The organism is Streptosporangium sp. CA-115845 (assembly GCF_050943795.1).
In the GTDB taxonomy this organism is placed as follows: Bacteria; Actinomycetota; Actinomycetes; order Streptosporangiales; family Streptosporangiaceae; genus Streptosporangium.
The window spans coordinates 2,454,143-2,467,714 of record NZ_CP191988.1; the positions used below are offsets into that span (position 1 = coordinate 2,454,143).

A 13,572-nucleotide genomic window follows, 5' to 3' on the forward strand; every position below is an offset into this window, starting at 1 on the left:
GGGCTCCCTTCGGCCGGGCAGGAGATCAGAACAGGAAGTAGCGCTGGGTCATGGGCAGGGTCTCGGCGGGGGCGGGTTCGATCAGGTCGCCGTCGACGCTGACCGCGAAGGTGTCGGGGTCGACGTCGATCCTGGGCATGGCGTCGTTCAGCGGCATGCTCTCCTTGCCCCTGCGGCGGACGTCGGCCACCGGCAGCAGGCGCCTGCGTACGGCCAGCCGGTCGGCGAGGCCGTCCTCGATCGCCGGCGGGGCGACGAAGTGGACGGACGTGGCGGCGGCGGTGACCGGGGCGGCACCGAACATCGGGCGCGGCATGACCGGCTGCGGGGTCGGGATGGAGGCGTTCGCGTCGCCCATCTGGGCGTAGGCGATCACACCGCCCTTGACCACCAGGTTCGGTTTGACGCCGAAGAAGGCCGGGTCCCACAGGACCAGGTCGGCCAGCTTGCCGGTCTCCACCGAGCCGACCTCGCCGTCCAGGCCGTGGGCCACGGCCGGGCAGATCGTGTACTTGGCGACGTAGCGCCGAGCCCGGAGGTTGTCGGCGGGGCCGTCACCCGGCAGAGCCCCCCGACGGCGCTTCATCAAGTGCGCGGTCTGCCAGGTCCGGATGATCGTCTCGCCCACCCGGCCCATCGCCTGCGAGTCCGAACCGATCATCGAGATCGCGCCCATGTCGTGCAGGATGTCCTCGGCCGCCATCGTGGACGGCCGGATCCGGGACTCGGCGAACGCCAGGTCCTCGGGGATGGACGGGTTGAGGTGGTGGCAGACCATCAGCATGTCGAGGTGCTCGTCGAGCGTGTTGACGGTGTGCGGGCGGGTCGGGTTGGTCGAGGACGGCAGGATGTTGCGGTAGGAGGCGACCCGGATGATGTCGGGCGCGTGCCCGCCGCCGGCTCCCTCGGTGTGGTAGGCGTGGATCATCCGGTCGCCGATCGCCGCCAGCGTCGACTCCACGAACCCGGCCTCGTTGAGGGTGTCGGTGTGGATCGTGACCTGGGTGCCGGTGGCATCGGCCACCGACAGGCAGGCGTCGATGGCGGCCGGGGTGGTGCCCCAGTCCTCGTGCAGCTTGAATCCGGAGGCCCCGGCGCGGAGCTGTTCCAGCAGCCCCTCGCGGCTGACCGTGTTGCCCTTGCCGAGCAGCGCGACGTTGATCGGGTAGGAGTCGAGAGACTCCAGCATCCGGGCGAGATACCAGGTGCCGGTTACGGTGGTGGCCTTGGTGCCCTCGGCGGGCCCGGTGCCGCCGCCCACGATGGTCGTCACTCCCGCGGCGAGGGCCTCGTCGAGGATCTGCGGGCAGATCAGGTGGACGTGGGAGTCGATCGCCCCGGCGGTCAGGATCTTCCCGTTGCCCGCGAGGATCTCGGTCGAGGGGCCGATCACCAGGTCCGGATGGACACCGTCCATGGTGTCGGGGTTTCCGGCCTTGCCGATCGCCACGATGCGGCCGTCCCTGACTCCGATGTCCGCCTTGACCACGCCCCAGTGGTCGAGGATCACCGCGCCGGTGATCACCAGGTCGGGTGCGCCCTCGGCCCTGGTGGTCCTGGCCTGGCCCATCGACTCCCTGATGACCTTGCCGCCGCCGAAGACCGCCTCGTCGCCCGCTCCGGCGGGGCCCGTCGACAGGTCCTCGGTGACCTCGATGAGCAGGTCGGTGTCCGCCAGCCTGATCCGATCACCGGCGGTGGGGCCGTAGAGCGCGGCGTAGCGGGATCGTTCAATGAACACTGGGACTCCCATCGAGAGGTCCGGCCCATTCGGGACGGAGACCGGGGACGATCCGCAGCCCGCCGATCGGCACGAGGGTCACGTCGCGCTCCACACCGGGTTCGAACCGCACCGCCGTACCCGCGGGGACGTCGAGCCGGGTGCCCCAGGCCGCCTGGCGGTCGAACTCCAGGCCGGGGTTGCACGCGGAGAAGTGGTAGTGCGAGCCGACCTGGATCGGCCGGTCCGCGGTGTTGACGACGCGGACGGTGACGCGCTCGCGGCCCGGGTTGAGCGGGATGGGCGTGTCGCCGTACAGGATCTCACCGGGTGTCATCGGCGCTCACCGCTCCTTGGGGTCACGGGATCGGCTGGTGGACGGTGACGAGCTTGGTGCCGTCGGGGAAGGTGGCCTCGATCTGCACGGACGACAGCATCTCGGGCACCCCCTCCATGACGTCGTCGCGGGAGAGCACCCTGCGTCCCGCCTCCATCAGTTCGGCGACGGTCCGCCCGTCCCTGGCCCCCTCCATGAGGAAGGACGCGATGATCGCGGTGGCCTCGGGGTGGTTGAGCCGGAGGCCACGTGACCTGCGGTCGCGGGCGAGACCGGCGGCGACGTGGATGAGCAGGCGTTCCTGCTCGTGTGGTGTGAGCCGCATTCCCGGACCATAGGAACCGGCGGTTTCGGTGACGTTGCGCGCCGATGTCGTGCCGGTTTCCAGGGGACGTGAGCTGCGCGAAAGAGGAAGAACCGTCCATCGGCGCTCCCTTTTCTGTGGGTCTGCCGAGGCATTTCAAGGTTAATATCACGAAATTTTTTGACTTATCGGGATAAAAGTCCGGGGGTTGTTCGCGGTGCCGCCTCCTGTCACGGCGGTGATATGCCGGTAAACCGCAATTAACAACCGCGAACTAGGCGGGAAACCTCACTCAGTCACCTTGGCGGCAGATAGATCGGTGCGGGGGCCGTACCGGCAAGGAGGAAAGTCATTGAGGAAGACAGCATGGTGCTCCGTGGTGGCCGTCGCGGCGCTGGCCGCGACGCTGACCGCCTGCGGCGGTGAAGCCCCTGCGAGCAAGGACACAGCCGCCGCGAGTGGCGGTGACGGAGACATCAAGGTCGGCATCCTGCACTCGCTGAGCGGCACCATGGCCATCAGCGAGGTGACCGTCAGGGACGCCGAACTGCTCGCCATCGAGGAGATCAACGCCGCCGGGGGAGTGCTCGGCAAGAAGCTGGTCCCCGTGGTGGAGGACGGCGCGTCCGACTGGCCCACCTTCGCGGAGAAGGCCACCAAGCTCATCCGCCAGGACAAGGTCGCCACCACCTTCGGCGGGTGGACCTCCGCCAGCCGCAAGGCGATGCTGCCGGTCTTCGAGCGGAGCAAGGCCCTGCTGTGGTACCCGGTGCAGTACGAGGGCCTGGAGAGCTCGCCGTACATCTTCTACACCGGCGCCACCACCAACCAGCAGATCATCCCCGGCCTCGACTACCTCAGGGAACAGGGCAAGAAGAAGATCTTCCTGGTCGGCAGCGACTACGTCTTCCCCCGGACCGCCAACAAGATCATCAAGGCGTACGCGGCGGCGAACGACATGGAGATCCTCGGTGAGGAGTACACCCCGCTCGGCCACACCGAGTACAGCACGCTGACCAACAAGGTCCTCCAGGCCAAGCCGGACGCCGTCTTCAACACCCTCAACGGCGACAGCAACGTCGCCTTCTTCAAGCAGCTCAACAGCGCCGGGGTCACCGCGGAGAAGATGCCCGTGCTGTCGGTGAGCGTCGCCGAGGAGGAGGTCAAGGGCATCGGCGTCGACAACATCGCCGGCCACCCCGTCGCCTGGAACTACTACCAGACCACCGGGAACGCGGCCAACGAGAAGTTCGTCGCCGCGTTCAAGGCCAAGTACGGCGCGGACAAGGTGACCTCCGATCCGATGGAGGCCGGATACAACGCCGTCTACCTCTGGGCCGAGGCCGTCAAGAAGGCCGGCAGCGTCGAGGTCGAGGCGGTCAGGAAGGCGGCGGGCGGCATCGCGCTGGACCGTCCCGAGGGCCTCGTCACCATCGACGGTGAGAACCAGCACATGTACAAGACGGCCAGGATCGGGGTGATCCAGCCCGATGGTCTCATCAAGGAGGTCTGGAACTCCGGCCAGCCGATCAAGCCCGACCCCTACCTCAAGGGCTATCCCTGGGCGAGTGGCCTGGCCACCGGCTGACCCCCCTCAAGACCGGCTTCGGACCGGGCCGTGACCAGATCACGGAAAGTACCGTGGCGCGCCCACAACGCGGCGCGGCCCGGCTCCGGAGCCACACACTCGTAGGAAGGGGACCTTCGGTGGAGGCCTTTCTCAACCAGCTCCCGATCGGCCTGTCCATCGGCGCCGTGCTGCTCCTCATCGCCCTCGGGCTGACGTTCACGTTCGGCCAGATGGGCGTGATCAACATGGCCCACGGTGAATTCATCATGGCCGGGGCGTACACCGCCTACCTGCTCCAGGACCTCACCGGCCGGATGGCGGTGCTCGTGGCCCTGCCCGTCGCCTTCCTGGTCGCCGGGCTGATGGGGCTCATCCTGGAACGGGCCGCGATCCGGCACTTCTACGGCCGCCCGCTCGACACCCTGCTGCTCACCTGGGGCGTCAGCCTCGTGCTCCAGCAACTCGCCCGTGATCTGTTCGGGGCGCCCAACGTGCAGGTCCAGGCACCCACCTGGCTGCAGGGCGGCATCGCGTCCCTGCCGTACAACCGGCTGTTCATCTTCGGCCTGGCCGTCGCCACGGTCATCGGCATCTGGGCCTACATGAACCGCACCGGCGCCGGCCGCCGGATGCAGGCCGTGATGCAGAACCGGCAGCTGGCCGCGGTCAGCGGCATCGACACCGCCCGGGTGGACCAGCGGACCTTCTTCATCGGCTCGGGGCTGGCCGGGGTCGCCGGGGTGGCGCTCACCCTCATCGGCCCCGTCGGCCCGGCGCTGGGCACCTACTACATCGTCGACGCCTTCCTGGTGGTCGTCGCCGGGGGGCTCGGCCAGCTGCGCGGCGCCGTCATCGCCGCCGCCGGCCTCGGCCTGCTCAACTCCTACGCCGAGTTCTGGAGCGACGCCAGCCTGGCGAAGGTCATCGTGTTCGCCGCGATCATCGCCTTCCTCCAGTTCCGCCCGCAGGGCCTGTTCGTACTCCGCTCGAGGGCGCTCACATGAATCTCACCCGCCTCAGAGGGCCGGGGCTCTTCGCGGCGGTGGCCGTGCTCGCCCTGGTCGTCGCACCGCTGCTGCTGGAACCCTTCCGCCTCGGCCTGCTGGCCAAGTACCTCTGCTTCGCGATCATCGCCCTGGGCATCGGCCTGGCCTGGGGGCAGGGCGGCATGCTCGTCCTCGGCCAGGGCGTGTTCTTCGGGCTCGGCGGCTACGCGATGGGCATGCACCTGAAGCTGGTGGACGCCCAGGGAGACCTGCCCGACTTCATGGTCTGGAGCGGGGTCGAGCAGTTGCCCGCGCTCTGGAAACCGTTCGCCAACCCGGTGTTCGCGCTGGCCATGGTCGTACTCGGGCCGATGCTGATCGCCACCGTGCTGGGCCTGCTGGTGTTCCGCCAGCGGGTGCGCGGCGCGTACTTCGCGATCCTCACCCAGGCTCTGGCCGCCGCGTTCGTCATCCTGCTCGTCGGCCAGCAGGGCCTGACCGGAGGCACCAACGGTCTGACCAACTTCTTCGACCTGTTCGGCCAGGACCTGGCGGCGGACTCCACCCAGCGCGGGCTCTACTTCGTGGTCGCGATCGTCACCGGGCTGCTCTACCTCGGTGCCCGCCGGCTGGTGGGCAGCCGCTTCGGGCGGCTGCTCGTCGCGATCAGGGACGGCGAGGACCGGGTCAGGTTCCTCGGCTACGACCCGGCCAGGGTGAAGACCGTCGTCTTCGCGATCTCCGCGGGCATGGCCGGGCTGGCGGGTGCCCTGTTCGTGCCGGTGGTCGGCATCATCTCGCCCGCGCTGCTGGGGGTGGTCCCCTCGCTCGAACTCGTCGTCGCGGTCGCGGTGGGCGGCAGGTTCGCCCTCGCCGGGGCCATCCTCGGCGCGGTCGTCATGGGGTACGCCAAGACCTCCTTCAGCGAGCAGTTCGCGGACGGCTGGCTCTACCTGCAGGGCGCGCTGTTCATCCTGGTGATGACCCTGGCCCCCAGAGGGATCCTCGGCCTGGCGGCGTCGGCCCGCGACGCCCTGGCCCGGCGGTCGAAGCGCCCCACGGCCGCGGAACCCCCGCCCGCGGACGACGCCCCCGGCAGGAGAGTCATGGAGGAGGTCGGATGAGCCCGATCATCGAGGTACGCGGGCTGTCGGTGGTCTTCGACGGCTTCCGCGCCATCGACGGCATCGACCTGACCGTCGAGGAGGGGGAACTGCGCTTTCTGATCGGCCCCAACGGCGCGGGGAAGACCACGCTCATCGACGTCATCACCGGCCTCACCCGCCCCACCACCGGCGAGGTCGTCTTCGACGGCCGCAGCCTGGTCGGCCTGCGCGAGCACAGCATCGTCAGGCTCGGCGTCGGGCGTACCTTCCAGACCTCGGTGGTCTTCGAGCAGCTCACGGTCTCAGAGAACCTCGACCTGGCGGCCTCCTTCCGGCGCTCGCTCTGGTCGCTGACCCGGCGCAGGCGCGGGATCTCCGCGGCCGTCGCCGACGCGCTGGAGACCACGGGTCTGCGGGAGCTGGCGGACCGGCCCGCGGGAGTGCTCTCCCACGGGCAGCGGCAGTGGCTGGAGATCGGCATGCTGCTCACCCAGAGCCCCAAGCTGCTCCTGCTGGACGAGCCGGTGGCCGGCATGTCGAAGGACGAGCGGGAACGGACCGGCGAGCTGCTGACGTCCGTGGCCAACGACCACACGGTGATCGTGATCGAACATGACATGGAGTTCCTGCGCAGGTACGCCTCGCAGGTCACCGTCCTGCACGAGGGCAAGGTGCTGATCGAGGGCTCGGTGGACCAGGTCCGCGACGACCCGCGCGTGCAGGAGGTCTATCTCGGAAGGAAGCGCGGAGATGCTGTCAGTACAGGATCTTGACGCCGGGTACGGCAGGGCCCGGGTGCTGTTCGGAGTCTCCCTGCGGGTGGAGCCAGGGCAACTGGTGTGCGTGATGGGGCGCAACGGGGTGGGCAAGACCACCCTGCTCAACACCGTGATGGGCGTGTTGCCCGCCACCGCGGGTTCGGTCACCTTCGAGGACCGGGACGTGACGCGCCTGCCACCGCACGAGCGGGTACGGCTCGGCATGGCGTACGTCCCCCAGGGGCACGAGACCTTCCCTCAGCTCAGCGTGCTCGCCAACCTTCAGGTCACGCTGGAGGCCTCCGGCGGCCCGCAGGAGGCGCTGGAGGAGGCGCTGGAGACCTTTCCCCGCCTGAAGCCACTGCTCAAGCGGCGTGCCGGATTCCTGTCCGGCGGACAGCAGCAGCAGCTCGCGATCGCCCGCGCGCTCGTCACCCGGCCCAGGCTGCTCATCCTGGACGAGCCCACCGAGGGCATCCAGCCCTCGATCATCATCGAGATCGAGGAGGCGATCGAGCGGCTGCACGCCTCCGGCCTGTCGCTCCTGCTGGTCGAACAGTATCTGGACCTGGCGCTCCGCCTCGCCGACCGTTTTCTCATCCTCGACGCCGGGCACGTCGCTCATTCGGGGGCGGTGGAGGAATTACACGGGGAGGAAATTCACCGCCTTCTCGCCGTGTGAACCGCACTATTTCATATCAAGAAGATCGTATTTGATCTCTTCTTGATGAAGAACCTCCCGCTGCGGGCGATGGCGACATAACCTACCCAGCAAAAAGGGAGTCCGAGGGGTGTCATGGCGGAGGAACCTGCGGACGGGGGAACGCGATCGGAGGGGGTGCCGTCCCCTCCCGAGAAGCAGGGCCGGTCTTCCCGCAGGGAGACCGGCGGCCCGGCCGGTGACGAGCGTGAGACACGGCCCAGCCGGCCGAGCGGCGAGTCGGCCGATGCCGAGCCTGGCCGGCGAACCGGCGGGGAGACCGGCGGCGAGCGTCGGGACCGGGCCGTTGGCGAGCGTGATCGGCGGCCGGGTGACGCGCCTGACCGGGGGGCCGATGATGAGCGCGACCGGTGGGACGACGATCGGTACGGGCAGGGGCGGCGGTCCCACGGACCGTACGAGCGCGGCCGCTGGAACGACGATCGGTACGACCGGGACCAGAGGTCCGATGACCGGTATGAGCGCGACCGCTGGGGCGACGGCCGATACGACCGTGATCCGCGGTCCGAGGGCGTGGAGGCCGCCGAGGGCGCGTACTCCAGGCCACCGACCAGCCCGCCCGGACCGCCCCGTCGGCGCCGGTTCCGCCGCTTCCGGCTGACCGCCTGGATCACGCTGGTCGTCGCCGCGGTCGTGGTCGGGGTGTCCATCGCGTGGGTGAACGGGCCTCCCACCGAGGCCGAGCTGCGGGAGAAGGCGGGGCTTCTCAACAAGGACAGGCTCCTGATCGGCGTGAAGGAGGACACCCCGGGCATCGCCCTGCGGAAGCCGGGAGAGACCGGTTTCACGGGCTTCGACATCGACATCGCCTACATGATCGCGGCGGATCTGGGCTTCCGGCCCGACCAGGTCGACTTCCTGTCCATCGAGACCGAGGACAGGGCGCGCATGCAGGCCCGCGACACGGACGGCAAGTTCGTCAAGGTCGACCTCGTGGTGGCGACCTTCAGCGTGACGCCCGAACGCAGGGCGGATCCCTCCGTCGGCTTCTCCACGCCCTATCTCTATACCGAGCAGTCGGTGGTGACCAGGTCCGACTATCCCGATCGCGACGTCGCCTCCCTGGGGCAACTCGAGAACAAGAAGGTGTGTTCGCTCGGCACCTCGACCTCGCTGGCCGAGCTGAAAAAGGCGATCAAGGTCGACCCCATCGCCGAGCTGCTGATCAGCAAATGCGTGGACCGTCTCGCGGACGGCCTCCCGGCCGCCAGGGCGGCCGACGCGGTGACCACCGACGCGGCCCTGCTGGCCGGGTTCGTCGCGGAGCCGGAAAGGAAGCTGCGCCACCACGACATCGCGCTGGAGAAGACTGAGATGTGGGCGGTCAACGCGGGTTCCAACGCCGCGCTGCGCGTTCTGGTCGACCTCGCGCTCTACCGCTCCTACGCCGATCCGCAGAACCAGCGGTGGGAGGAGGCCTACGACAAGCACATCCGGCCGCTGCTGGCGGCCAACCCCGGGGTGAACGTGGCCCAGGCGCAGCAGCCGTGCGCGCTTCCCCCGGACGTGCGCCGCTGGCCGTGGGAGCGGACCCTCCCCGTCCAGGATTGTCCCTCCGCACCTTGAAGACCGACAGGCGGGTCAGGGACGCGCCGAGGAACCAGGAGTGGTTCCTCACGCTGCTGCCGGTGTTCCCGATCGTCCTGCTGGTGATGCGGCTGTGGTACGCCAGCCGGCAGGACACCCAGACGCTGCTCCTGCTCGTGCAGACCATCAGCCCGCTGGGTCTGCTGAGCGCGGTCCTGCTGACCACGGTGTGGGTGCTGCCCGTCGTCGTGGTCGGCGGCAGGCTTCTCGGCACCCTCTACTGGATCAGCACGGGCCGCTCCTCGTGGCTGGTGCGCACCGCTCAGCGGCTGCCCGGCTGGGTGGTGGTCCTGGCCGTCGTGGCGGGCGTGTGCACCTGGCAGCTGCGCTTCCTGCCGACGCTGGCGATGCTGTCGCTGGCCCTGGTGGGCCTGGCCGTACGTGAACGATTCCCGGCCCACGAGGAACTGCGGACCACGTTCTGCTACGCGCTGCCGGTGATCGCCGCTGTGCTGTCGTACGTCGTGCTGTGGCCGGCCATCGTCTCCGCGTTCGCCGCGCGGGACGTGGCGACCGCGATCCTGCTGACGCTTCCCCCGGTGTTCGCGGCGCTGCTGACCGGCCCGGTGCCCGAGGCGCCGGCCAGGGTGCTGACCCACGGCATCGCGATCGCGATGGCGGTGTTCACTCCGTTCCTGGTCGGCGTGGTCGTGATGAGGGCGCCGATCCTCCCGCTGATCGCCCTGGAGATCACCGGGGAGGAGTCCTCCGAGGTGCTCGTGGGCTACATGGTCGCCAGTGACGACCTGATGACCACGGTCCTGCACCGCGACGGTGCGGTGAGCTTCATCTCCAACGAGCGGCTGCGGTCGAAGGTGCTCTGCCCCGACCCCGGCGAGGTGCCCAGGACATGGGCGAACCTGCACGGCTGGTACGTCGAACAGAGCGTGATCTCCTGGCTCGCCCCGATCTCGCAGCGGACCCCGGCCGATTCACGCTGCGAGGGCCGCCCGGCCGCGGAACCCGCTCCCGTCTCCCCGTCCCCGTCCCCGTCCCCGACTCCGGCAGGGGCCTTCGGGGCGGGCGGTCACTGACGGTAGTCCTCGACCTCGTCGATCGGGCGGGGCGCGGCGGAGTCGGGGTCCTCACCGAACTCGCGGCGGGCCCGGCGCTGCCTGAGCAGGTCCCATGCCTGGTCGAGAGCCTCCTCCAGTTGCTGGATCCGGTTGTTCTCCTCATGCGAGGAGATCGAGTGTGAAGTCAGTCTCTTTCGGAGCTCCCGCTCCTCGGCGATGAGTTCGTTGATGTGGGCGAGGATGTCGACGTCCCTCATGGCGGTTCTCCCCCTGTCAGAGTTCTCCTCTGGTGACCGTACCGTCGGAAGCCGCGTCGGTGGCGGCGGTGTGGTTCGCGTCGCGTGCCCATCCTCGGACGGAATCCCGGAGATCTTCGAGTTCCGCCATGTGAGACCGGGGCTCGGGCATTCGGACCCGTCTGATAGCGTGCTATGCATGCTGCGCGGGCTGCTTCTTAGCTGCCGCGACGAGGGCCTGTAAGGGCCGGCTCCCTCGTCGCGGAGCGAGCCATGCGTGTCGGCCACGATTGTTTTCCCAGTCGAGGAGCCTTTGCATGTATCCGCAGCAGCAACCCAGCCCCATGCCGTTCAAGCGCTACGAGTCCTTCGCGCCGATCCGGCTGGCCGACCGGACCTGGCCGGACAAGGTCATCGAGCGGGCACCCCGGTGGTGTGCCGTCGACCTGCGTGACGGCAACCAGGCGCTGATCGACCCCATGGACCCCCACCGCAAGCTCAAGATGTTCGAGCTGCTGGTGAAGGTGGGCTACAAGGAGATCGAGGTGGGCTTCCCCGCCGCCTCCCAGACCGACTTCGACTTCGTACGGCAGATCATCGAAGAGGATCTGATCCCTGACGACGTGGTGATCCAGGTCCTGACCCAGGCCAGACCCGAGCTGATCGAGCGGACCTTCGAATCGGTGCGCGGGGCCAAGCAGGCGATCATCCACCTGTACAACTCCACCTCCACCCTCCAGCGCAGGGTCGTCTTCGGCCAGGACCGCGAGGGCATCACCGCGATCGCGGTCGAGGGCGCCAAGCTCTGCAAGAAGCTGGCCGCAGAGATGGACGGCACGGAGATCTACTTCCAGTACTCCCCGGAGTCCTTCACCGGCACCGAACTGGAGTACGCGGTGGAGGTCTGCGACGCCGTCAACGACGTGTGGCAGCCCACCCCCGACCGCAAGGTCATCATCAACCTGCCCGCCACCGTCGAGATGGCCACGCCCAACATCTACGCCGACCAGATCGAGTGGATGCACCGCAACCTGGCCTATCGCGACTCGATCGTGCTCTCCCTGCACCCCCACAACGACCGGGGCACCGCCGTCGCCGCCGCCGAGCTGGGCTACCTGGCAGGGGCCGACCGGATCGAAGGCTGCCTGTTCGGCAACGGCGAGCGCACCGGCAACGTCTGCCTGGTCACGCTGGGCATGAACCTGTTCTCGCAGGGCGTCGACCCGGAGGTCGATTTCTCCGACATCGATGAGATCCGCCGGATCACCGAGTACTGCACCCAGCTCCCCGTCCACCCGCGCCACCCGTGGGGCGGCGAGCTGGTCTACACCGCCTTCTCCGGATCCCACCAGGACGCCATCAAGAAGGGCTTCGAGCACCTGGAGCGCGACGCGGCCGCCGCGGGCGTCCCGGTCGAGGAGTTCACCTGGGCGGTCCCCTACCTGCCGATCGACCCCAAGGACATCGGCCGTACGTACGAGGCGGTCATCAGGGTCAACAGCCAGTCGGGCAAGGGCGGGGTCGCCTACATCATGAAGGCCGACCACCAGCTGGACCTGCCGCGCCGCCTGCAGATCGAGTTCTCCCGCGTCGTCCAGGGCCGCACCGACGCCCTCGGCGGCGAGGTGAGCCCGGCCCAGATGTTCGAGATCTTCACCGACGAGTACCTGCCGAACGAGGCCGGCCCGTGGGGCCGGCTGGGCCTGCTGGCCCACCGCACCGCCTCCCAGGGCGACGAGAAGGACGCGATCAGCGCCGACCTGCGGATCGACGGGGAGATCCGGGAGGTCGAGGGTGTCGGCAACGGTCCCATCTCCGCCTTCTGTGAGGCCCTGGCCAGGGTCGGCATCGAGGTTCGCGTCCTGGACTACGCCGAGCACGCCCTGAGCGCCGGCACCGACGCCAAGGCCGCCTCCTACATCGAGTGCGAGATCGCCGGCCAGGCCCTGTGGGGTGTCGGCATCGACGCCAACACCACCGCCGCCGCGCTCAAGGCCGTCATCTCCGCGGTCAACCGCGCCAACCGCTAGTCCCCGGCACGACCCGCCGGGGCAACGCGCCCGACAACGACCCACAAGGTCATCTGTCGCCTGTTCGACCGCGCCTCCCGCGTAACCCGCGGACGCGCGGTCGAGTCGTTTCACCCTTCCGTAGCGGCGACCGGCGGTACGAAGCGGGTTCGGCCGAGGCCTTTCCAAACTGGTGAATTCATGGCATTCCACGGCGAGTCGCTCCGAGGTGCCCCATCGTTAGCGACATAGCATCTTTCCAGCTCAGGGCGTAATTCGCTCCCCCCGAACACACCGAAAGCGACATTTTCGGCTATGTACGAAATTCGTATTCATCGGGGGAATTCATGCGATGTATCTTTGGCCTGGCCACCGCCGGGCTCGTCCTTCTCAGCGGTACGACGGCCGCCGCGGACGCGCTGCCGCAGCCGCCGGGCCGCGGGCCCGACCCGGCCGTGGGCCGGCCGATCGCCGATCCGCCTCCGTGGCCGCCGCGGCCGATGCCCCCGGGACCCGGATCGATCATGCTGCCCCCGCGACCGCCGATGCCTCCGGGACCGGGGCCGCTGCCTCCGGGGCCCGGGTCGATGATCCCGCCCCCACGACCTCCGTGGCCGCCGCGGCCTCCGCTGCCGTGGCCACCCGGCACCTGGGGCCAGCCGATCCCGCCTCGTCCGACCCCGATTCCGCCGTGGCCGACCCCGTGGCCGCCGCGCCCGTTCCCGCCAAGGCCGACCGGATGGCCGCTTCCGCCGTGGCCGACTCCGTGGCCGCCGCGCCCGGTTCCGCAGTGGCCCGTGACGGTGGGCGTACCACTGGGCAGGGATCTCTCGCTGACCGTCGCGGGCAGGTTGGGCACCCGTAGCGTCCAGCTCAGTTGCTCGCCGGTCTTCGGGACGCACCCGCGCGCGGCGGACGCGTGCGCGGCGCTCTACCCGGCGCAGGGCGACCCGGCCATGGTCAGGCCGACGTGGATGGGGTGCGCGCAGGTGTACGACCCCACGACGGCGAGTGCGACCGGCACGTGGGACGGCCAGTACATCCAGTACCGGCGGACCTTCAGCAACGAGTGCGACATGCACGCCGCGACAGGTGCGGTCTTCGATTTCTAGGTCCTGACCCTCGCGGGGCCGGGGGCGGTGAGCATCCCCCGTCGGCGCCTCTCATGAAACGGCGGTCTGATCGCCGGTGAGGGTGCTCACCGGTCCCCGGCACATCGGCT

The 13,572-nt window shown here is 69.1% G+C and carries 13 protein-coding genes; 9 read left to right on the forward strand and 4 right to left on the reverse strand.

Features of this window, described 5'->3' with window-relative positions; all coding sequences use genetic code 11:
* Nucleotides 1–25 precede the first annotated feature (25 nt).
* From ACQP0P_RS13395 to ACQP0P_RS13405, 3 genes are read right to left on the reverse strand one after another with little or no spacing between them, the layout of a single operon-like run.
* A complete protein-coding gene (locus ACQP0P_RS13395; protein ID WP_433375625.1) occupies nucleotides 26–1,753 on the reverse strand; it encodes an urease subunit alpha in 1,728 nt (575 codons plus the stop codon).
* Nucleotides 1,731–2,057, reverse strand: coding sequence for an urease subunit beta (locus tag ACQP0P_RS13400; RefSeq protein WP_433375627.1), 327 nt, complete (start codon nucleotides 2,055–2,057; stop codon nucleotides 1,731–1,733). Before ACQP0P_RS13400 ends, ACQP0P_RS13395 begins: the two co-directional genes overlap by 23 nt.
* Nucleotides 2,058–2,079: 22 nt before the next feature.
* Entirely contained in the window at nucleotides 2,080–2,382 is a 303-nt protein-coding gene (locus ACQP0P_RS13405) for an urease subunit gamma (RefSeq protein WP_433375630.1), read from the reverse strand.
* A gap of 331 nt (nucleotides 2,383–2,713) precedes the next feature.
* Between ACQP0P_RS13405 and urtA the strand changes: the two genes are divergently transcribed.
* The 7 genes from urtA (at nucleotide 2,714) to ACQP0P_RS13440 (ending at nucleotide 10,123) form a co-directional block, all read left to right on the forward strand.
* Entirely contained in the window at nucleotides 2,714–3,949 is a 1,236-nt protein-coding gene (gene urtA, locus ACQP0P_RS13410; RefSeq protein ID WP_433375633.1) for an urea ABC transporter substrate-binding protein, read from the forward strand.
* Nucleotides 3,950–4,068: 119 nt separating this feature from the next.
* The gene (gene urtB / locus ACQP0P_RS13415; RefSeq protein WP_433375636.1) at nucleotides 4,069–4,935 is read left to right on the forward strand and encodes an urea ABC transporter permease subunit UrtB; all 867 of its coding nucleotides are present in this window, start codon (nucleotides 4,069–4,071) and stop codon (nucleotides 4,933–4,935) included.
* Nucleotides 4,932–6,041, forward strand: coding sequence for an urea ABC transporter permease subunit UrtC (gene urtC, locus ACQP0P_RS13420; protein ID WP_433375639.1), 1,110 nt, complete (start codon nucleotides 4,932–4,934; stop codon nucleotides 6,039–6,041). Before urtB ends, urtC begins: the two co-directional genes overlap by 4 nt.
* Complete coding sequence (urtD, locus tag ACQP0P_RS13425; protein WP_433375641.1) at nucleotides 6,038–6,796, forward strand: urea ABC transporter ATP-binding protein UrtD; 759 nt, start codon at nucleotides 6,038–6,040, stop codon at nucleotides 6,794–6,796. The genes urtC and urtD overlap by 4 nt, the downstream gene beginning before the upstream one ends.
* Nucleotides 6,774–7,463, forward strand: a complete 690-nt coding sequence (gene urtE / locus ACQP0P_RS13430) for an urea ABC transporter ATP-binding subunit UrtE (protein ID WP_433375644.1) — start codon at nucleotides 6,774–6,776, stop codon at nucleotides 7,461–7,463. The genes urtD and urtE overlap by 23 nt, the downstream gene beginning before the upstream one ends.
* A 114-nt stretch (nucleotides 7,464–7,577) precedes the next feature.
* Entirely contained in the window at nucleotides 7,578–9,068 is a 1,491-nt protein-coding gene (locus tag ACQP0P_RS13435; RefSeq protein ID WP_433375647.1) for a transporter substrate-binding domain-containing protein, read from the forward strand.
* Nucleotides 9,065–10,123 (forward strand): hypothetical protein, encoded by a 1,059-nt coding sequence (locus ACQP0P_RS13440; protein WP_433375650.1) that lies wholly within the window; start codon nucleotides 9,065–9,067, stop codon nucleotides 10,121–10,123. Before ACQP0P_RS13435 ends, ACQP0P_RS13440 begins: the two co-directional genes overlap by 4 nt.
* Here ACQP0P_RS13440 and ACQP0P_RS13445 read toward each other — a convergent pair.
* A complete protein-coding gene (locus tag ACQP0P_RS13445; RefSeq protein WP_350913284.1) occupies nucleotides 10,117–10,362 on the reverse strand; it encodes a DUF2630 family protein in 246 nt (81 codons plus the stop codon). The genes ACQP0P_RS13440 and ACQP0P_RS13445 overlap by 7 nt on opposite strands.
* Nucleotides 10,363–10,658: 296 nt before the next feature.
* On the opposite strand from ACQP0P_RS13445, the gene leuA reads away from it, so the two are divergent.
* Both leuA and ACQP0P_RS13455 read left to right on the forward strand, forming a co-directional pair.
* Nucleotides 10,659–12,371 (forward strand): 2-isopropylmalate synthase, encoded by a 1,713-nt coding sequence (gene leuA / locus ACQP0P_RS13450; RefSeq protein ID WP_433375653.1) that lies wholly within the window; start codon nucleotides 10,659–10,661, stop codon nucleotides 12,369–12,371.
* 776 nt (nucleotides 12,372–13,147) lie between these two features.
* Nucleotides 13,148–13,462, forward strand: a complete 315-nt coding sequence (locus ACQP0P_RS13455) for an SSI family serine proteinase inhibitor (protein WP_433375655.1) — start codon at nucleotides 13,148–13,150, stop codon at nucleotides 13,460–13,462.
* The last annotated feature ends 110 nt before the right edge of the window (nucleotides 13,463–13,572 follow it).

Coding starts and splice junctions, on each gene's coding strand:
- ACQP0P_RS13395 (WP_433375625.1), bottom strand. CDS start 1,753: ATGGGAGTCCCAGTGTTCATTGAACGATCCCGCTACGCCGCGCTCTAC.
- ACQP0P_RS13400 (WP_433375627.1), bottom strand. CDS start 2,057: ATGACACCCGGTGAGATCCTGTACGGCGACACGCCCATCCCGCTCAAC.
- ACQP0P_RS13405 (WP_433375630.1), bottom strand. CDS start 2,382: ATGCGGCTCACACCACACGAGCAGGAACGCCTGCTCATCCACGTCGCC.
- urtC (WP_433375639.1), top strand. CDS start 4,932: ATGAATCTCACCCGCCTCAGAGGGCCGGGGCTCTTCGCGGCGGTGGCC.
- urtD (WP_433375641.1), top strand. CDS start 6,038: ATGAGCCCGATCATCGAGGTACGCGGGCTGTCGGTGGTCTTCGACGGC.
- urtE (WP_433375644.1), top strand. CDS start 6,774: ATGCTGTCAGTACAGGATCTTGACGCCGGGTACGGCAGGGCCCGGGTG.
- ACQP0P_RS13435 (WP_433375647.1), top strand. CDS start 7,578: ATGGCGGAGGAACCTGCGGACGGGGGAACGCGATCGGAGGGGGTGCCG.
- ACQP0P_RS13445 (WP_350913284.1), bottom strand. CDS start 10,362: ATGAGGGACGTCGACATCCTCGCCCACATCAACGAACTCATCGCCGAG.
- leuA (WP_433375653.1), top strand. CDS start 10,659: ATGTATCCGCAGCAGCAACCCAGCCCCATGCCGTTCAAGCGCTACGAG.